Source organism: Nonomuraea sp. NPDC050202 (genome assembly GCF_040656115.1).
GTDB lineage: Bacteria > Actinomycetota > Actinomycetes > Streptosporangiales > Streptosporangiaceae > Nonomuraea.
Genome location: NZ_JBFALF010000007.1, coordinates 155,080 through 172,754 on the forward strand (window position 1 = coordinate 155,080; position 17,675 = coordinate 172,754).

General features: G+C 70.5%; 18 protein-coding genes and 1 riboswitch. Of the genes, 12 read left to right on the forward strand and 6 right to left on the reverse strand.

Annotated elements, in window-relative coordinates; genetic code table 11:
• Positions 1–38 precede the first annotated feature (38 nt).
• Together AB0I79_RS21745 and AB0I79_RS21750 are read right to left on the reverse strand one after the other, a co-directional pair.
• Positions 39–491, reverse strand: coding sequence for a hypothetical protein (locus AB0I79_RS21745; RefSeq protein ID WP_357875584.1), 453 nt, complete (start codon positions 489–491; stop codon positions 39–41).
• 65 nt (positions 492–556) lie between these two features.
• Positions 557–2,263, reverse strand: a complete 1,707-nt coding sequence (locus AB0I79_RS21750) for an ABC transporter ATP-binding protein (RefSeq protein WP_357875586.1) — start codon at positions 2,261–2,263, stop codon at positions 557–559.
• Between the two features lie 232 nt (positions 2,264–2,495).
• On the opposite strand from AB0I79_RS21750, the gene AB0I79_RS21755 reads away from it, so the two are divergent.
• From AB0I79_RS21755 to AB0I79_RS21765, 3 genes are all read left to right on the forward strand, one after another.
• The gene (locus AB0I79_RS21755; protein ID WP_357875588.1) at positions 2,496–3,872 is read left to right on the forward strand and encodes a DUF4331 domain-containing protein; all 1,377 of its coding nucleotides are present in this window, start codon (positions 2,496–2,498) and stop codon (positions 3,870–3,872) included.
• A gap of 155 nt (positions 3,873–4,027) precedes the next feature.
• A complete protein-coding gene (locus AB0I79_RS21760) occupies positions 4,028–5,227 on the forward strand; it encodes a tetratricopeptide repeat protein (protein ID WP_357875590.1) in 1,200 nt (399 codons plus the stop codon).
• Positions 5,224–6,765 carry a High-affinity nickel-transporter gene (locus AB0I79_RS21765; RefSeq protein ID WP_357875592.1) on the forward strand — a complete coding sequence of 514 codons (1,542 nt, stop codon included), beginning with the start codon at positions 5,224–5,226 and terminating at the stop codon, positions 6,763–6,765. Before AB0I79_RS21760 ends, AB0I79_RS21765 begins: the two co-directional genes overlap by 4 nt.
• Here AB0I79_RS21765 and AB0I79_RS21770 read toward each other — a convergent pair.
• The 3 genes from AB0I79_RS21770 to AB0I79_RS21780 are packed head-to-tail and all read right to left on the reverse strand — an operon-like array spanning position 6,762 to position 8,997.
• Positions 6,762–7,454, reverse strand: a complete 693-nt coding sequence (locus AB0I79_RS21770) for a nucleotidyl transferase AbiEii/AbiGii toxin family protein (protein ID WP_357875594.1) — start codon at positions 7,452–7,454, stop codon at positions 6,762–6,764. The genes AB0I79_RS21765 and AB0I79_RS21770 overlap by 4 nt on opposite strands.
• 38 nt (positions 7,455–7,492) lie before the next feature.
• The gene (locus AB0I79_RS21775; RefSeq protein ID WP_357875596.1) at positions 7,493–8,245 is read right to left on the reverse strand and encodes a hypothetical protein; all 753 of its coding nucleotides are present in this window, start codon (positions 8,243–8,245) and stop codon (positions 7,493–7,495) included.
• 47 nt (positions 8,246–8,292) lie between these two features.
• Entirely contained in the window at positions 8,293–8,997 is a 705-nt protein-coding gene (locus AB0I79_RS21780) for an FCD domain-containing protein (RefSeq protein WP_357875598.1), read from the reverse strand.
• 124 nt (positions 8,998–9,121) lie between these two features.
• Here AB0I79_RS21780 and AB0I79_RS21785 point away from each other — a divergent pair, with 124 nt between their 5' ends.
• The 9 genes from AB0I79_RS21785 (at position 9,122) to AB0I79_RS21825 (ending at position 17,116) form a co-directional block, all read left to right on the forward strand.
• A complete protein-coding gene (locus AB0I79_RS21785; protein ID WP_357875600.1) occupies positions 9,122–10,492 on the forward strand; it encodes a glutamine synthetase family protein in 1,371 nt (456 codons plus the stop codon).
• 9 nt (positions 10,493–10,501) lie between these two features.
• Complete coding sequence (locus AB0I79_RS21790) at positions 10,502–11,845, forward strand: aldehyde dehydrogenase family protein (protein WP_357875602.1); 1,344 nt, start codon at positions 10,502–10,504, stop codon at positions 11,843–11,845.
• Positions 11,846–11,850: 5 nt separating this feature from the next.
• A complete protein-coding gene (locus tag AB0I79_RS21795) occupies positions 11,851–12,615 on the forward strand; it encodes a 3-oxoacyl-ACP reductase (protein ID WP_357875604.1) in 765 nt (254 codons plus the stop codon).
• A 9-nt stretch (positions 12,616–12,624) separates the two neighbouring features.
• Entirely contained in the window at positions 12,625–13,311 is a 687-nt protein-coding gene (locus AB0I79_RS21800) for a gamma-glutamyl-gamma-aminobutyrate hydrolase family protein (protein WP_357875606.1), read from the forward strand.
• A 111-nt stretch (positions 13,312–13,422) separates the two neighbouring features.
• Positions 13,423–13,520, forward strand: a riboswitch (glycine riboswitch).
• Between the two features lie 130 nt (positions 13,521–13,650).
• Entirely contained in the window at positions 13,651–14,736 is a 1,086-nt protein-coding gene (gene gcvT, locus AB0I79_RS21805; protein ID WP_357875608.1) for a glycine cleavage system aminomethyltransferase GcvT, read from the forward strand.
• Positions 14,733–15,122 (forward strand): glycine cleavage system protein GcvH, encoded by a 390-nt coding sequence (gene gcvH, locus AB0I79_RS21810; protein ID WP_357875610.1) that lies wholly within the window; start codon positions 14,733–14,735, stop codon positions 15,120–15,122. Before gcvT ends, gcvH begins: the two co-directional genes overlap by 4 nt.
• Positions 15,123–15,176: 54 nt before the next feature.
• On the forward strand, positions 15,177–16,553 hold the full coding sequence (locus tag AB0I79_RS21815) for an L-serine ammonia-lyase (protein WP_357875612.1): 1,377 nt from the start codon (positions 15,177–15,179) through the stop codon (positions 16,551–16,553).
• 48 nt (positions 16,554–16,601) lie between these two features.
• Positions 16,602–16,862, forward strand: coding sequence for a type II toxin-antitoxin system prevent-host-death family antitoxin (locus AB0I79_RS21820; protein ID WP_357875614.1), 261 nt, complete (start codon positions 16,602–16,604; stop codon positions 16,860–16,862).
• Positions 16,859–17,116 (forward strand): Txe/YoeB family addiction module toxin, encoded by a 258-nt coding sequence (locus tag AB0I79_RS21825; protein WP_350762349.1) that lies wholly within the window; start codon positions 16,859–16,861, stop codon positions 17,114–17,116. The genes AB0I79_RS21820 and AB0I79_RS21825 overlap by 4 nt, the downstream gene beginning before the upstream one ends.
• A gap of 55 nt (positions 17,117–17,171) precedes the next feature.
• On the opposite strand, the gene AB0I79_RS21830 is transcribed toward AB0I79_RS21825, so the two are convergent.
• The gene (locus AB0I79_RS21830; RefSeq protein ID WP_357875617.1) at positions 17,172–17,666 is read right to left on the reverse strand and encodes a hypothetical protein; all 495 of its coding nucleotides are present in this window, start codon (positions 17,664–17,666) and stop codon (positions 17,172–17,174) included.
• Between the last annotated feature and the right edge of the window lie 9 nt (positions 17,667–17,675).

A 17,675-nucleotide genomic window follows, 5' to 3' on the forward strand; every position in this document is an offset into this window, starting at 1 on the left:
TGAACCCATTCACGAAGAGACTAACCGGAATATCGGCTTCAGCCGCAGTGGAAGACCGGGCTGTTGTAGTTGGCCCACGAGTTGTCCCTGGCCTGGACGCCCGCCTGGACCTGGATGCAGCGGCCCTTGCCGGGGACGCTGACCGGGCCGGCGTACTGGCCGAACTGGCCGCTGTCCTGGCCGACCTTGTAGAAGTCGCGGTGGCACTTGCTCACGGACCAGCCCTTGCCGCAGGCGTACAGGGACAGGATCATGCCCTTCTTCGTCCCGTAGTTGACCACGCGGTCGAGACGGGCGCAGTTCTTGCCCGTCGAGGAGCTGTAGTAGAGCTTGAGCGTGCCGTAGGTCCTGCTGCCCTTCTTGACGGCGATACTGTCGACCAGCCTGCCGCCACAGGACGCGGCCTCGGCGGGGGTGGCGCCGATCGCGAGGGGAACGACGCTGCCTCCCACCAGGGCCAGGGCGGCAAGACCGATCTTGGCGAGCTTCACGGAAATCATCATCCGACCGTAGGCACGAACTCCTAATTACGGATGTCCGTAAACTGACAAGATCGTTAACCCACCAGGAACTGGGTGGCCGCCAGCTCCCTGTACAGCTCGTCCTCGCCCACCAGCTCGTCGTGCGTGCCCACGGCCCGCACGCCGCCCGACTCCATGACCACGATCCGGTCGGCGCCCGTCACCGTGGACAGGCGGTGCGCGATGACCAGCACCGTCGTCTCCTGCGCGACCTCGGCGATGACCTCGCGCAGGCGCAGCTCGTTGACCGCGTCGAGCTGCGAGGTGGCCTCGTCGAGCAGCAGCAGCCTGGGCTTGCGCAGCAGCGCCCTGGCGATCGCCACGCGCTGCCGCTCGCCGCCCGACAGCAGCACGCCCCGGTGCCCGACCGGCGTCTCCAGCCCTTCGGGCAGCCTGGCCACCAGGTCGTCGAGCCTCGTACGCGCGATCGCCCGGCGCAGCTCCTCCTCCGTGGCGTCCTGGGCGGCGAACAGCAGGTTCTCCCGCAGCGTGCCGGCCAGCACGGGCGCGTCCTGCTCGACGTAGCCGAGCGCGGCCCGCAGCTCGGCCAGCGGCCAGTCGCGGATGTCCCTGCCGTCGACGAGGATCGTGCCGCCCTGGTGCTCGTAGAAGCGCTCCAGCAGCGCGAACACCGTGGACTTGCCCGCTCCCGAGGGCCCGACCAGCGCGGTCATGCCGCCGGGCGGCACCTCGAAGCTCACGCCGTCGTGCACCACGGGCCGGTCGTCGCCGTACCTGAAGACCACGTCCTCGAAGCGCACCCCGACCGGACGGCCGTCCTCCGGCGCCGCGACGCTCACCGGCTCGGCGGGCAGCTCCTCGATCTCCTTGATCCGCTTCATCGCGGCGAGCCCCTGCTGGAGCTGCACCCCGCCCTGCACGAGCTGCCCGATCGGCGGCACGAGGTAGAACAGGTAGAGCAGGAACGCGATCAGCGACGACACCTCCAGCGTGCCGGAGGCGACCCGCGCGCCGCCCACCGCCAGCACGGCCAGGAACGCGATCTGCACCGCCATCCACGCCGCCACCCCCGCGAGCGACGTCCAGCCGGCGACCTGCAGCCCGCGATCCCGGGCCTGCGTGGCGGCCTCGCCGACCACGGCGATCTCCCGCTCCTCCGCGCCGCTGGCCTTGACCGTCCTGTAGGCCTGCAGCGCCCGGTCCAGCACGGCGCCCATCTCGCCCACGGCCTCCTGGGCGTGCGACTGCGCCCGCTGGATCTTCGGCATGATGAGCGCGACCAGCCCGCCGATCAGCACCACGATCAGCAGCGTGACCAGCAGCAGCACGCCGTCCATCGTGGCCATCAGGACGATCGCGCCGACCAGCATGAACGCCGCGCTGACGGACTCCACGATGCCGTTGGTCAGCACGGCGCGCAGCAACGTCGTGTCACCGGTGACCCGCGACAGCAGGTCGCCGGGCTTGAGCCGGTCGACGTCGGCGACCTTGAGCCGCAACATCCGGTCCACGAGCCTGCGCCGGGCGCCGAGCACGATGCCCTCGCCCGTCCGCTCCATCAGGTAGCTTCCGCCGGCCGAGACGACGGCGCCGACCAGCACCGCCACGGTCAGCCACATCAGTGGCCCGGCCATCGACCCGCCCTGGCCGAACGCGTCCACCACGTACTTGGCCAGCAACGGCATCGACAGGCCCGCCGCCGACCCGATCAAGCTCAATAACCCGCCCAGGACGAGGACTCTCCGGTGCGGGCGGACGTAGGCGAGCAGCTCCTTGACCACCGCATCTCCTTTCACGATATTTCTCAACTTCTCTCCAACGAACGGAGCGCCCCGTTCTGCACCGCCGAGACAGAGTCAACCTAGATTGACGACTTAAGTATGTCAACTTTGGTTGACACTCATTCTCGGGGAGGAGACCGACATCCGGCGGCGGCCCGCGGACGAATAGGGCGTCGAGGAATCCGGCCGGAACCTCGAACGTCACGATCAGCCCTTCCCGAAAGGACCGAACATGGAGCTCCGGATCAACCGGCGCGCTCTAGTCGGACTTGGTCTCGCCGTAGCGGTCGCCGCCTCGTCGATGGCCGTGCTCCGCACCGACTCCGGCACCGCTTCCTCACACCGCGAGGCCCCAGCGATCTCGAACGACCCGCAGCACGACAACACCGACGTGTACGCGTTCGTCAGCCCTGACAAGCCCGACTCCGTGACCCTGATCTCGAACTGGATCCCGTTCGAGGAGCCCAACGGCGGCCCGAACTTCTACCCGTTCGCCACCAGGTCGCGGCACAACATAAAGATCGACAACGATGGCGACGGCAAGTCCGACATCGTGTACGAGTGGACGTTCCGCAACGAGGACAAGCGCGGCAACGCCACGTTCCTCTACAACAACGGCCCCGTCACCTCGCTGAACGACGAGAACCTGCTCTTCCGCCAGCGCTACACGCTCAAGCGGATCACGCCCAGCGGCTCCAAGACCCTGGTCAGCGACGGCATCGTCGCCCCCAGCAACGTCGGCGCCGCCTCCATGCCGAACTACGCGACCCTGCGCAACCAGGCGATCAAGAATCTCCCCGGCGGCGGCAAGACCTACTCCGGGCAGTCGGACGAGGCCTTCTTCCTCGATCTGCGCGTGTTCGACCTGCTCTACGGCGGCGACCTGTCCCTCGTCGGCCAGGACACCCTCAAGGGTTACAACGTCAACACCGTGGCCCTCCAGGTTCCCCAGGCCGACCTGGCGCTCAAGGGCGACCCCAAGCGCAACCCGGTGATCGGCGTCTGCTCCACCACCGACAAGTTCAACGGCAACTCGTTCGTGCAGGTCTCCCGCCTGTGCAACCCGCTGGCGAACGAGCTGGTGGCGGCCGCCGGCATGAAGGACGCCTACAACGCGCTCGACCCGTCCAAGGACGCGGACGTCAAGGCGCTGGTCGACCGGGTCACCAACCCCGAGGTCGCCAGGCTCCTCGAGTCCATCTACGGCATCAAGGCACCCGCGACGCCGCGCAACGACCTGGTCCAGATCTTCCTGAGCGGCATCGCCAAGGACAACGGCCCCATCAAGGCCGACCTGAACGCGCAGTCGCTCAACAAGGACGCCGGCAAGCAGCGCGGCTCCGAGCAGCTACGGCTGAACATGTCGATCCCCGTCACCAAGGACCCGAACAGGCTCGGCGTCCTCGGCGGCGACCTGCAGGGCTTCCCGAACGGCCGCCGGCTCGCCGACGACGTCGTGGACATCGAGCTGCAGGCCGTGGCCGGCGCCGCGCAGAGCGGCAAGCTCATCCCCGGCCTGACGGACAAGGTGGACGCGAACGACAAGCCCTTCGACAAGACGTTCCCGTACATCCCGCTGCCGAGCAACGTGGCAGTGAACCAGCGATGACCTCCTGACCGGCCTGCTCCCTCTCCAAGCCGGCCGGTCACTCCCCGGCGGCAGACCTCCCGTCTCCCATCGTCTGCCGCCACAGAAAAGGGCCGGCCGGCCGCGTTCCCCGTCACGGCCGGCCGGCCCCACACCCAGCTTCGGAGCCTTGGCACATGCGCACGTTCGCGATATTCGCCGGCATCGCCCTCATCGGAGCGATGATCTTCACGATCGTCTCCTTCTCCTCCTCGCCCGCCACCTCGCCGGCGGCCGGCCAGCCGCGCCGCGAGACGCTGCAGGAGCGGCTCAAGCGCCTGCCCGGCGACCACCGCGGCTGGGCCGAGCTCGGCCTCCAGTACGTCGACCAGGCCAGGGTCACCGGCGACCCGGCGTTCTACACCAAGGCGGAAGGCGCGCTCGCCACGGCCGCCAGGCTGAACGACCGCGACGACACGGTCCTCACCGGCCAGGCCGCGCTGGCCGCCGGCCGCCACGAGTTCCGCGACGCCGTACGGCTGGCCGAGCGCGCCATCGACGCCAACCCGTACGGGGCCGCGGCGTACGGCGTGCTGGCCGACGCCAGGACCCAGCTCGGGGACCTGAAGGGCGCGCAGCAGGCCGTGGACAGGATGCTGGGCCTGCGCCCGGGGGTGGCCGCCTTCGCCCGCGCCTCGTACACGGCGGAGCTGCGCGGCGACCGCGACGGGGCACGCAAGTACCTCGAGTACGCCCACGCCGACGCCTGGTCGCCGGCCGACCTCGCCTACAGCCGCTACTACCTGGGCGAGCTGGCGCTGCACGCCGGCGACCTGGAGACGGCGGCCGGCTGGTACGCCAGGGCGCTGCAGGCCTACCCCGCCTACACGCCCGCCCTCGCCGGCCAGGCCAGGGCCGCGGCCCTCGGCGGCCGCCTCACCGAGGCGCTCGACCTCTACGAGACCGTGGTCCAGCGGCTCCCCCTGCCCCAGTACCTCATCGAGCAGGGCGAGACCCGGATCAAGGCGGGCCGGCAGGCCGACTGGACGCTGCTCGAAGCCCAGCGCAAGCTCTTCGAGGCCGCGGGCGTGCGCGACGACCTGACGTGGGCCGAGTTCCTGGCCGACCACGGGGACCCGGCGCGGGCCGTCGAGCACGCCAGGGCCGAGTACGCCCGCAACCCGAACCTCGTCGCCGCCGACGCCCTGGCGTGGGCGCTGCACAAGGCGGGCAGGCCGGCCGAGGCGCTCCGCTACGCCCGGGAGGCCACCGCCACCGGCTGGCGGAACCCGCTGATCACCTACCACCGCGCCAAGATCGAGCAGGCCCTCGGCCGCTCCGCGCGGGTGGACCCCGGCTTCGACCCGACGCTCTCCGCACTGGCGAGGTTCTCATGAGATCGGCCCGGCTCGCCCTGACGGCCCTGCTCCTCACGCTGTGCGCGACCGTCCTGCTCGGTGGCCCGGCCCGGGCGGGAACCACGCCTCAGGCGATCACCGCCTCGCACCCGCTGGGGCGGTTCACCGTCAACCACTACAACGGCCTGCGGGTCGCGCCCGCGCAGGTGCGCAACCACGCCGTCGTGGACCTGGCCGAGCTGCCGACCCTGCAGGCCAGGCCCGAGGTCGACGCCGCCTACGCCACCCGCCGCTGCGCCGCGCTGGCGGGCGCCCAGCGGCTGGAGGTGGCCGGCCGGGCGGTGCCGTGGCGCGTGGCGAGCTCCGCCTTCGCCTACGCCCCCGGGGAGGGGGGCCTGGAGACCAGCCGCCTGTCCTGTCAGCTCGTGGCGGAGGTCCGCGCCTCGGGGGCCGTGAGGTTCACCGACGGGTTCGAGCAGGACAGGATCGGCTGGCGCGAGATCACCGCGACCGGGGACGGCGTACGCCTGACCGGCTCCTCGGTGCCCGGGACGAGCATCAGCCAGGAGCTGCGGGCCTACCCCGACGACCTGCTGTCGGCCCCGCTCGACCAGCGCGTGGCCACGTTCACCGCCTCGGGCCCCGCCCTGGGCCTGCCCGCCGGCTCCGGAGTCCCCACCGGCGGCACGCCGTCCGGCGGGAGCGGGCTCGGCATCGAGATCGGCGGCCCGATCGGCGAGGCGCTGTCCGCCCTGGACCGGACGTTCACGGACCTGATCGGCTCGGACTCGCTGACGGTGCCGCTGGGGCTGCTGGCGGTGGGGCTGGCCGTGGTGCTCGGGGCGGGGCACGCGCTGATCCCCGGGCACGGCAAGACCGTCATGGCGGCGTACCTGGCAGGCCGCCGCGGCCGCCCGCGCGACGCGCTGGTGGTGGGCGCGACGGTGACGGCCACGCACACGGCCGGGGTGCTGGTGGTGGGGCTGCTGCTGACGGTGTTCACAGCGCTGGCCGGGGAGTCGGTGCTGGCGTGGCTGGGGGTGGCCAGCGGCGTGCTGATCGCCGCCATCGGCCTGCGCCTCCTCCTCAACTCCCGCCGCCCCGCCCTGCACGGTCACGGCCACGAACATGGGCACGGACATGGCCACGGGCACGAACATGGGCACGGACATGGCCACGGGCACGGACATGGGCACGGGCATGGCCACGGGCATGGGCACGGTGATGACGAGCAGGGCTCTCACGCCGGCAGGAGCAAGCGGGCGGGCCTCATCGGGCTCGGTGTGGCGGGCGGTCTCGTCCCCAGCCCCTCGGCCCTCATCGTGCTCCTCGGCGCGATCGCCCTCGGCCGGACGTGGTTCGGCGTGGCGCTGGTGACCGCCTACGGCGTCGGCATGGCCGCCACCCTCACCGTCACGGGCCTGCTGCTGGTCAAGCTCGTGGACCGGCTGGAAGCCCGCGCCTCGGCCGGCCGGCGCCTGGCCGCCAGGCTCTCGGGCCTGGCCCCGCTGGGCACGGCCGCCATGGTCGTCCTGCTGGGCGCGGGCCTGGCCCTGCGCTCGGTGGCGTCGCTCTAGTCGATCTCCGGAACGTCGTCGCAGTCGTGGTCGACGTCACCGTCGTCGGCCCGGCGCAGCTTGATGTCGTCCATCCAGCCCTGCGTGAACCGCCGGATCTCCCTGATCTGCTCCTCGCGCACGCCGTGGACCTCGAAGTCCTCATCCGGCATGAAGCCGACGAATTCCAGCCGCGAAAGCAACTCGTGCACGGCGAAGAGCTCATGGTGCATGGCGGCGAGCTGTTCGAATGCCCGGTAGGAGTAGTGCTGGGAGACGGCGGCGATGTCGATGATGTCGCGGGCGAGACCGCGCTCGTGCACGGCCCGCATCTTCAACCCGACGGCGTCGTCGAGGCCGAGCACCTTCAGCGTGCCGCACGTGACCGGCCGTTGCTGGAGCGCCTCGCGCAGGAGGCCGAACTCGCAGGTCTCCCCGGTCACCGGATCCCGGACCATCAGCCTGCCCATCCGGGGCGTGACCTCGATGACGGACGCGTCCAATCCGGCCTCCCGGAACGCTCCGATCACGCCCTGCGCGACCTCGGGCAGCGGCATGTCCACAGCGGTGGCGAAGTCGAGGTCCTTGCCCGGCCGGTCGGTGAAGCCGTGCGCTCTGAGCGCGTAGCCGCCGGCGAGCACCAGGCCGTAGTGGCCACAGACGGGGGACACGGCACGCAGCAGTCGCTCCTGGAAGGGCGGGAACTCCATCAGGCGATGGTCTTCCGCAGGGGAAGGAGTGCCATGCCTCAAGTATGCCGACGACCACGCCGCGTGGAAGGCAGGTCATGACGCCCGGAGAGGAACTCCTGGAACGCGATCTTCACCTTGATCACCGGCCTCCGCCACCGCTCCTCCCGATGGATCGCCCGAGCCATCTTGCGAGGCGACCGCCTGGCGAAGAACCAGTGCGCCCACGGCGACCCCGGCCGCGCCAGCCGGATCGCCCCCACCAGCAACATCGGCGGCACGAACAACCCGGCCATCCCCGTCCAGATCTTCCCCTTGAGCAGCGTGACGACGGCCAGCGCCAGGTTGGCCACGATCAGCGCGGCGGGGTTGACGGGGGTGCCGTAGTCCCAGGTGAGCGGGCGCAGCCCGATGAGGAGCAGCCCGGTCACGGCGACCGCGATGAAGACCGCGTCCACCGAGGTGCGCCCCTCCTCCTCCCAGTACACGTCGTGCAGGTGCAGGATGAGCGCGAACTCGTCCAGCACCAGCGCCGACCCGACGCCGAACACGGAGGCCGCGACGGCGGTGCCGACCTGGGAGCCGGGCGAGACGATGAGCGTGACCCCGCCGACTAACATCAGCACGACGCCGAACACCACGTGGTGGATGTGCATCTCCCCCACGTTGACGTTGCGGAACCAGCCGACCTTCGCCCTGATCAGGCGGACGTTGATGCGGGTGGCGATGAAGGCGGCGATGAGCATGACGAAGTAGCAGAACAGCGGGAGCCGTCCCGTGGCGACGATGCTTTGCTGAAACCAGTTGCCCATATGACCCTGGTTCAGATGGTACGAGGCCCGCGGATGTTCCCGGCGACTCAGGACAGGAACGCCCTTAACAGCGCGGCCGTCCCCTCCAGGTGCTCGGCCACGGCCCGCCGGGCCGCCTCGGGGTCCCCGGCGAGGATGGCGTCCACGATGGCCTGGTGCTGCACGGCGGCGTGGTCGAGGTTGACCTGCAACATCGGGATGGCGTTCAGCAGGTCGCTGACCCGCGAGCGGGCGTCGGCGCAGGTGGTGGCGAGCAGGGTGGAGCCGGTGAGCTCCGCGATGGACAGGTGGAAGGCCGTGTCGAGGCGGCGGTAGTCCTCCAGCCCCGCCCCGTTCAGCTCGGCGAGCCGGCGCGTGAGCACGGCGCGCTTGTCCTCCGCGAGCTCGGAGGCGGCCAGCACCTGGGCCGCGCCGCACTCCACGGCGAGCCGGAAGGTGAGCGCGTCCGACAGCTCGGCCATGCCCATCTCGTTGACGGCCTGGCGCAGGTCGCCGGCGTCCGGCTTGGGCGGCACGTAGGTGACGAACGCTCCCCCGTACCGCCCCCGGCGTACGTCGAGGTAGCCCGCGTCGGACAGCGCGCGGATGGCCTCGCGCAGCGTCACCCGGCTGATGCCGAGCCGGACGGCCAGCTCGCGCTCGGGGGGCAGCTTGTGACCGGGCGGGACCACGCCCAGCTTGATCGCCTGGAGCAGCCGTTCCACGGTCTCCTCGAAGGCGTTGCCCGCCCTGACAGGGCGCAACACCGTCATCAAACGCGCCGACTCGTCCAACGTGTCCTCAGGTCTTGACAAGCGATCCCGCCATGCTGATCAATGGTCTGAGACTAGCCCAATCAACGGGAAAGCGCTTCAGGCCAGATCGGAGCTGGGCAGCGTGAGCGATCGAGCGAGCACCGGGTTCCTTTCCGTCGCCGAGCTGCGCGACGAGGTGGCGGCGGGCCGCATCGACACCGTGCTCCTGGCGATCGCCGACATGCAGGGCAGGTTGCAGGGCAAGAGGCTGTCGGCGCGCTACTTTCTCGAAGAGGTGCTGCACCACGGCTCCGAGGGCTGCAACTACCTGCTGGCGGTGGACGTCGACATGAACACCGTCCCGGGTTACGCGATGTCGTCCTGGGATCGCGGGTACGGCGACTTCGTGATGAAGCCGGACCTCGGCACGCTGCGCCGGGTGCCGTGGCACGAGGGGACCGCGATGCTGATGGCCGACCTGGCCTGGGAGGAAGGCGGCGACGTGACCGCCTCCCCGCGCCAGGTGCTGCGCAGGCAGCTCGCCCGGCTCGCCGACCGGGGGCTGGCCGCGTACGTGGGCACGGAGCTGGAGTTCGTGATCTACGACGACAGCTACGAGGACGCCTGGCGGCGCGCGTACCGCGACCTGACCCCCGCGAACCTCTACAACGTCGACTACTCCCTGCTGGGCACGGCCCGCGTCGAGCCGCTGCTGCGGCGCATCAGGCGCGGGATGGAGGGCGCCGGCCTCTACGTCGAGTCGGCCAAGGGCGAGTGCAACCTGGGCCAGCACGAGATCGCCTTCCGCTACGACGAGGCGCTGCGCACCTGCGACAACCACGTGATCTACAAGACCGGCGCCAAGGAGATCGCCGCCCAGGAGGGCCGGTCGATCACGTTCATGGCCAAGCCGAACCAGCGCGAGGGCAACTCCTGCCACATCCACATCTCCCTGCGGAGCGTGGACGGGGATCCGGTGATGGCGGGCGAGGGGCCGTACGGGCTCTCGCCGCTCGGGGCCCGCTTCATCGCGGGCCAGCTCGCCTGCATGCGGGAGCTGACCCTCCTGTACGCCCCCAACATCAACTCCTACAAGCGGTACGTGCCGGGCAGCTTCGCCCCCACGGCCGTCAAGTGGGGCGTGGACAACCGCACCTGCTCGCTGCGGCTCGTCGGCCACGGGAGCTCGCTGCGGGTGGAGAACCGGGTGCCGGGCGGCGACGTGAACCCGTACCTGGCGGTGTCGGCGCTGATCGCGGCCGGGCTGCACGGCATCGACGCCGAGCTGCCGTTGGAGGACCCGTACGGCGGCAACGCCTACGACTGCGGCGCCGAGACCGTGCCGCACACGCTGCGCGACGCGCTGGCGCTGTTCGAGGGGTCGAAGCTGGCGCGCGAGACGTTCGGCGAGGACGTGGTGGAGCACTACGCGAACAACGCGCGGGTGGAGCTGGCCGCGTTCGACGCGGCGGTGACGGACTGGGAGCTGTTCCGTGGTTTCGAACGGATGTGACAGAAGCACATGAAGATCGTCAATCCGGCGACGGAGGAAGTCGTCGCCGAGGTCGAGCTCGCCGACGCGGCCGAGGTCGACTGGGCCGTGGAGCGTGCCAGGAAGGCGCAGGCGGCCTGGCGCGAGGTGTCGCCGGGCGACCGGGCGCGGCTGCTGCGCAGGTTCGCCGACCTGGTGGACGGGCACGGCGAGGAGCTGGCGCGGCTGGAGCTGGCCAACGCCGGGCACACCATCGGCAACGCCCGGTGGGAGGCCGGCAACGTCCGCGACGTGCTGCACTTCTACGCCGGCGCGCCCGAGCGGAACCACGGCAAGCAGATCCCGGTGCCCGGCGGCGTGGACCTCACCTTCCAGGAGCCGCTGGGCGTCGTCGGGATCATCGTGCCGTGGAACTTCCCCATGGTGATCATGATGTGGGGCGTGGCCCCGGCTCTCGCGGCGGGTAACACCGTGATCGTGAAGCCTGCCGAGTGGACTCCGCTGACCGCGCTGAGGCTGGCAGAGCTGGCCCTGGCGGCGGGCCTCCCCGAGGGGGTGCTCCAGGTTCTGCCTGGGGCAGGGGAGGTCGCGGGAGCCCGCCTGGTGGAGCATCCCGGCGTGGCCAAGATCGTGTTCACCGGCTCGACCGAGGTGGGCAAGGAGATCGCCGCCACGGCGGGGCGGCAGGTCAAGCGGGTCACGCTGGAGCTGGGCGGCAAGTCAGCGAACATCGTCTTCGCCGACGCCGATCTCGAGAAGGCGGCGCGAACGGCGCCCTATGCCGTGTTCGACAACGCCGGGCAGGACTGCTGCGCCCGGTCCAGGATCCTGGTCCAGGCCGGCGTGTACGACGAGTTCATGGAGCGCCTGGCCGAAGCCGTGCGCGGCGTCGTGGTCGGCGACCCCCTCGACGAGGCCACCGAGATGGGCCCCCTGATCAGCGCCGAGCACCTGGAACGCGTCCGGGGCTTCGTCGACGGCACCCCCTACCTGCAGGGGTCCTGTCCCCAGGGCAAGGGCTACTGGTTCCCGCCGACCGTCCTGACCCCCGAGCTCACCGACCCGGCGTTCACCGAGGAGATCTTCGGGCCGGTGGTGTCGGTGGTCAGGTTCGAGGACGAGGCGCAGGCCGTACGGATCGCCAACGACACCCCCTACGGCCTGAGCGGCTCCATCTGGACCCGCGACGTCGGGCGGGCGCTGCGCGTGGCCAGGGCCGTCGAGTCGGGCGCCCTGTCGGTGAACTCCCACTCCTCGGTCCGCTACTGGACCCCGTTCGGCGGCTTCAAGCAGTCCGGCCTCGGCAGGGAGCTCGGCCCTGACGCGCTGGCGGCGTTCACCGAGACCAAGAACGTCTTCATCTCAACGGAGTGACACACATGCAGCGGTTGCAGGATCGAGTGGCGGTCATCACCGGCGCGGGCAGCGGCATCGGGCTGGCCACGGCCCGCCGCTTCGCCGACGAGGGCGCCAGGGTGGTCTGCGCGGACATCGACGAGGAGGCGGGCGTCAAGGCCGCGGCCGAGGTGGGCGGCCTGTTCGTCAAGGCCGACGTGACCAGCGAGGACGACGTCGTCAGGATGTTCAGGACGGCGCACGACACGTACGGCAGCGTGGACGTCGCCTTCAACAACGCCGGCATCTCGCCGCCCGACGACGACTCGATCCTGGAGACCGGCCTCGACGCCTGGCGCCGCGTCCAGGAGGTGAACCTGACCAGCGTCTACCTGTGCTGCAAGCACGTCATCCCGTACATGCGCCGCCAGGGCAAGGGCTCGATCATCAACACCGCGTCGTTCGTGGCCGTGATGGGGTCGGCGACCTCGCAGATCTCCTACACCGCCTCGAAGGGCGGGGTGCTGGCGATGTCGCGGGAGCTGGGCGTGCAGTTCGCCAGGGAGGGGATCCGGGTCAACGCGCTGTGCCCCGGGCCCGTGAACACGCCGCTGCTGCGGGAGCTGTTCGCCAAGGATCCCGAGCGGGCGCAGCGGCGGCTGGTGCACGTGCCCGTGGGCCGCTTCGCCGAGGCGTCGGAGATCGCGGCCGCGGTGGCGTTCCTGGCCAGCGACGACGCCTCGTTCATCACGGCCAGCGAGTTCCTGGTGGACGGCGGCATCTCCGGTGCCTACGTCACGCCGCTGTAGGGGGCGGTCATGGGTCCCGTCATCGGCATCACGTGTTACGCCGAGACCGCCTCGTTCACGGTGTGGCAGGACACCCGCGCCGCGCTGCTGCCGTACACGTACGTGGAGCAGGTCGTGCGGGCCGGCGGCCAGCCGGTCCTGCTGCCGCCCGCCGGGGAGCCGGCCGGGCTGGTACGCCGCCTGGACGGGCTGATCCTGGCCGGCGGCGGCGACATCGATCCGGCCAGGTACGGCGCGGAGCCGCACGAACGCAGCGGCTACGTCCGGAAATTTCGGGACGAGGCGGAGTTCGCCCTGCTCGCGGCCGCCCTCGACGCCGGGCTGCCCTTCCTGGGCGTCTGCCGCGGCCTCCAGGTGCTCAACGTGGCCCTCGGCGGCAGCCTGCACCAGCACCTGCCCGACGTGGTCGGCCACACGGACCACTGCCCGGGGCCCGGCGTCTTCGGGCACCTGCCCGTCACCCCGGTCCCCGGCACCGGCCTGTCCAAGGCGCTGGGCGAGGAGCCGGTGACGGTCCCCCACTACCACCACCAGTCCGTGGACCGGCTCGCCCCCGGCCTGACGGTCACCGCCACCACCGAGGACGGCACCATCGAGGCCGTGGAGTCCTCAGGGACGTTCACCATGGCCGTGCAGTGGCACCCGGAGGCGGCCGAGGACCACGCGCTGTTCGAGGCGCTCGTCCGGGCCTGCTGACGCCAGTAACCGACGCATGCCCTCAAGACGTGATCGCGCCCCCGTGGTTCACGTCCGGCCCGCAACGCGACAACAGCCCCGTAACGGCACTAGGCTGACGGACATCACCGTCGAAACCGCGCGGGAGAGCACCCTGACAGCCGGTCAGGGTCCCTGAAGGAGCAAGCCCTCCCCGCGAACCTCTCAAGGCAAAGGACCGCGCGGACGAGGTGTCCTCTGGAAAGCAGGCCTGCGGGCCTCGCCGAAGGTGAAAGTCCGGCAAAAGTCGGGTGAAACTCTCAGGCATCGATGACAGAGGGGGAGGATGCTGGCATCCACTCCTGTCCTGAGGTGCGACAAATGTCCCGACCGACACCGCTACGCGACGTTCACGAGAGCCTCGGCGCCACCCTCACCGACTTCGCCGGGTGGCTCATGCCGCTCCGGTACGGCAGCGAGTCCGCGGAGCACCGGGCCGTCCGCGAGGCGGCCGGGCTGTTCGACCTCTCGCACATGGGCGAGATCTTCCTGACCGGGCCGCAGGCCGGCGAGGCGCTGGACTACGCGCTGGTCGGGCACCTGTCGGCGCTGGCGCCCGGCCGGGCCAGGTACACCATGATCGTGAACGAGCGCGGCGGCGTGCTCGACGACCTCATCGTCTACCGGCTCGGTGACGAGGAGTTCATGGTCGTGGCCAACGCCTCGAACTACCAGAAGGTCGCCGGCGAGCTGCGGGAGCGCGCGAAGCCGTACGACGCGGTGGTGGAGGACCGTTCGGACCAGTACGCGCTGATCGCCGTCCAGGGCCCGCGCGCCCAGGAGATCCTCGCCACGCTCACCGACGCCGACCTCGACGGGCTCAAGTACTACGCGGGCCTGCCCGGCCAGGTGGACGGCCGGCAGGCGCTGATCGCCCGTACCGGGTACACCGGCGAGGACGGGTTCGAGCTGTTCGTGGCGAACCAGGACGCCGTGCCGCTCTGGCACGCGATCACGGCGGCCGGCGAGCCGCACGGGCTCAAGCCCGCGGGGCTGTCCAGCCGCGACACGCTCCGGCTCGAGGCCGGCATGCCGCTGTACGGCAACGAGCTGAGCGCGGAGCTCACTCCGTTCGACGCGGGCCTGGGCAGGGTGGTGAAATTCGACAAGCCGGGCGACTTCGTCGGCAGGTCGGCGCTCGAGGCGGTCAAGGACGACACGCCCCGGCGCAGGCTCGTCGGCCTCGTCGCACGGACCCGCCGGGTGCCGCGCCACGGTTACCCGGTCACCAAGGACGGCGTCGTCGTCGGCGAGGTCACCAGCGGTGCGCCCTCCCAGAGCCTGGGAAAGCCCATCGCGATGGCCTACGTGGACACCGGCGCCGAATCAGGCCTGGCCGTGGACATCCGGGGCAGCCATGAACCTATGGACCTGGTTGAGCTGCCCTTTTACAGGAGGAACAAGTGAGCAACATCCCTGACGACCTGAGCTACACCAAGGAGCACGAGTGGGTTGCCGGGCTGGACGACAGCGCCACCGTGACGATCGGCATCACGGCCTTCGCCGCCGAGTCCCTTGGTGACGTCGTCTACGTGCAGCTTCCCGAGGTCGGCGCGAACGTCGAGCAGGGCGACTCCGTCGGCGAGGTGGAGTCGACCAAGTCCGTGAACGAGATCTACGCCCCGGTCGGCGGCGAGGTCACCGAGGTGAACCAGTCCGTCGTGGACGACCCGGGCCTCGTCAACAGCGACCCGTACGGGGAGGGCTGGATGTTCAAGGTGCGCGTGGAAGGCGACCCTGAGGACCTGCTCTCGCCTGAGGAGTACACCGCTCTCACCTCGGGCGAGTCCTGACCTAACCGCCGGGGCCCCGCGCGGGCCCCGGCCTCTCAAGAAGGGCGCACATCAATGGCGATCAGCGTCTTCGACCTCTTCAAGATCGGCATCGGCCCGTCGAGCTCCCACACGGGCGGCCCCATGGCGGCGGCGCACAAGTTCGTCCGCGGCCTGCACGAGGACGGCCTGCTGGAGCGGGTGGCGCGCGTGGAGACCATCCTGTACGGCTCGCTCGGCCTGACCGGCAAGGGCCACGGCAGCGACAAGGCGGTCCTGCTCGGCCTGTCCGGCGAGAAGCCCGAGCTGGTGGACGTGGACACCGTCGACGCCCGCATCGCCTCGATGCGCGAGTCGGGCACAGTGAAGCTGTACGGCACCCGCGAGATCCCCTTCGTCGTCGGCGAGCACCTCGTCTTCGAGCGCAAGATCTCCCTGCCCGAGCACCCGAACGGCATGCGCTTCACCGCCTTCGACGCCTCCGGCGAGCGGCTCAGGGAGAAGGTCTACTTCTCGGTCGGCGGCGGTTTCGTCGTGGACGAGAAGGCCACCGGCGCCGGCCGCATCAAGCCCGACGACACCGTACTGCCCTACCCCTTCACCACCGGCGAGGAGCTGCTCAAGCACTGCTCGAACACCGGCCTGTCGATCTCCGCGCTGATGCTGGAGAACGAGAAGGCGTTCGGCCGCACCGAGGAGGAGATCCGCCAGGGCCTGCTGCGCCTGTGGCAGGTCATGTCCGAGTGCGTGCGCCGCGGCATCTCCAAGGAGGGCGTGCTGCCGGGCGGTCTGAAGGTCAAGCGCCGCGCCAACCAGCTCCACCGCCGCCTGCAGTCCGAGCCGCCGGAGAAGGACCCGCTGCAGGCCATGGACTGGGTCACGCTGTTCGCCCTGGCGGTCAACGAGGAGAACGCCGCCGGCGGCCGCATCGTCACCGCCCCCACCAACGGCGCCGCCGGCATCATCCCGGCCGTCCTGACCTACTACACCCGCTTCGTCCCGCACGCCGACGACGACGGCGTGGTCCGCTTCCTCCTGACGGCCGGCGCGATCGGCGTGCTGTTCAAGGAGAACGCCTCGATCTCGGGCGCCGAGGTGGGCTGCCAGGGCGAGGTGGGCTCGGCCTGCTCGATGGCCTCCGCCGCGCTCACGGAGGTGCTCGGCGGCACGCCTGAGCAGGTGGAGAACGCCGCCGAGATCGGCATCGAGCACAACCTGGGGCTGACCTGCGACCCGATCGGCGGCCTCGTCCAGATCCCGTGCATCGAGCGCAACGCCGTGGCCTCCAACAAGGCCATCACGGCCGCACGCATCGCGCTGCGCGGCGACGGAAAGCACTACGTGGCGCTGGACAAGGCCATCAAGACCATGAGGGACACGGGCAGGGACATGCTCGACAAGTACAAGGAGACCTCGCGCGGCGGCCTGGCCGTCAACGTGATCGAGTGCTGAGCCACCTTCGAGTGGTACCGTAACGTTGTACCACTCGAAGGGAAGGCCATGTCCATCACTGCCAGCGAGGCGCGTCGTCGCCTCTTCCCGCTCATCGAAGAGGTCAACAACGACCGCACCGCCGTGGAGATCGTCTCCAAGAACGGAAACGCCTACCTGGTGGCCGCGGAAGAGTACGAAGCCCTCCGTGAAACCGCCTACCTGCTGCGTTCCCCCGCCAATGCCCGCCGTCTGATCGAGTCGTACCGGGAGGCGGTCGAGGGGCGCCACGAGCGGCACGAACTGCTGGACGACGAGGCTCCCCGGTGAAGGTTGCCTTCACCAGTCAGGGCTGGGAAGACTATGTCCACTGGCAGACGGCCGACCGGCAGATCCTCAAGCGGATCAACCGGCTCATCGAGGACGCACTGCGCGACCCCTTCGAAGGCATCGGCAAGCCCGAGCCGCTGAAGTACGCGCTGGCAGGCGCGTGGTCCCGGCGCATCACCGAGGAGCACCGCCTGGTGTACCTTCCCGCGGACGACGAGATCGTCGTCCTGCAGGCCCGTTACCACTACGAGTAGGAACCCCTTCCGGTGCGGACCATGTAGTCGGCCTGGCCGTCAACGTGATCGAGTGCTAGCGCCGCACGTGGAGCCGCACCACCGTGGGGGTGTCGTCGTCGCGGACCTCGCGCCGGATGCGGCCCACGATGTCCTGGTCCAGCTTGCTCACCACCGCGCCCACGTCGGCCGCCGCCGGGCAGGTCAGGCCGATGCGCAGGCCGTCCTCGGCGACCCGCACGCCCGTCCTGCTCAGCCCGTCCACGCCCTTGAGCCCGACGAACAGCATGGCCGTGCCCGTGCCGTTGTGGGTGCCGCGGCGGCCCCAGCCCAGGCCGACCAGCAGCCAGCGCAGCGCGACCAGGGCCAGCAGCAGCAGGCCAAGCGCGAGGAACCACAGCGGCCACGGGTCCTCCGCCAGCGCGCGGTGCGCCTGGGCGGGCAGGACCTTGGCGGTGGGCGGGAGGTCGAAGAAGCGGTCGTGGCCGCGTAGCCACGCGTACCCGCCCGCGCCCAGCAGCGTCGCCCCGACGACCGCCAGGCCGGCGCGGTTGCCGGCGTACTGACGCATCACAGCCCC

Bases quoted from the DNA above. Each gene is read 5' to 3' on its own strand.
- AB0I79_RS21800 (WP_357875606.1), top strand. From the start codon at position 12,625: ATGGGTCCCGTCATCGGCATCACGTGTTACGCCGAGACCGCCTCGTTC.
- AB0I79_RS21790 (WP_357875602.1), top strand. From the start codon at position 10,502: ATGAAGATCGTCAATCCGGCGACGGAGGAAGTCGTCGCCGAGGTCGAG.
- AB0I79_RS21760 (WP_357875590.1), top strand. From the start codon at position 4,028: ATGCGCACGTTCGCGATATTCGCCGGCATCGCCCTCATCGGAGCGATG.
- AB0I79_RS21770 (WP_357875594.1), bottom strand. From the start codon at position 7,454: ATGGAGTTCCCGCCCTTCCAGGAGCGACTGCTGCGTGCCGTGTCCCCC.
- AB0I79_RS21795 (WP_357875604.1), top strand. From the start codon at position 11,851: ATGCAGCGGTTGCAGGATCGAGTGGCGGTCATCACCGGCGCGGGCAGC.
- AB0I79_RS21780 (WP_357875598.1), bottom strand. From the start codon at position 8,997: ATGACGGTGTTGCGCCCTGTCAGGGCGGGCAACGCCTTCGAGGAGACC.
- AB0I79_RS21775 (WP_357875596.1), bottom strand. From the start codon at position 8,245: ATGGGCAACTGGTTTCAGCAAAGCATCGTCGCCACGGGACGGCTCCCG.
- AB0I79_RS21815 (WP_357875612.1), top strand. From the start codon at position 15,177: ATGGCGATCAGCGTCTTCGACCTCTTCAAGATCGGCATCGGCCCGTCG.
- gcvT (WP_357875608.1), top strand. From the start codon at position 13,651: ATGTCCCGACCGACACCGCTACGCGACGTTCACGAGAGCCTCGGCGCC.
- AB0I79_RS21830 (WP_357875617.1), bottom strand. From the start codon at position 17,666: ATGCGTCAGTACGCCGGCAACCGCGCCGGCCTGGCGGTCGTCGGGGCG.
- AB0I79_RS21765 (WP_357875592.1), top strand. From the start codon at position 5,224: ATGAGATCGGCCCGGCTCGCCCTGACGGCCCTGCTCCTCACGCTGTGC.
- AB0I79_RS21755 (WP_357875588.1), top strand. From the start codon at position 2,496: ATGGAGCTCCGGATCAACCGGCGCGCTCTAGTCGGACTTGGTCTCGCC.
- AB0I79_RS21820 (WP_357875614.1), top strand. From the start codon at position 16,602: ATGTCCATCACTGCCAGCGAGGCGCGTCGTCGCCTCTTCCCGCTCATC.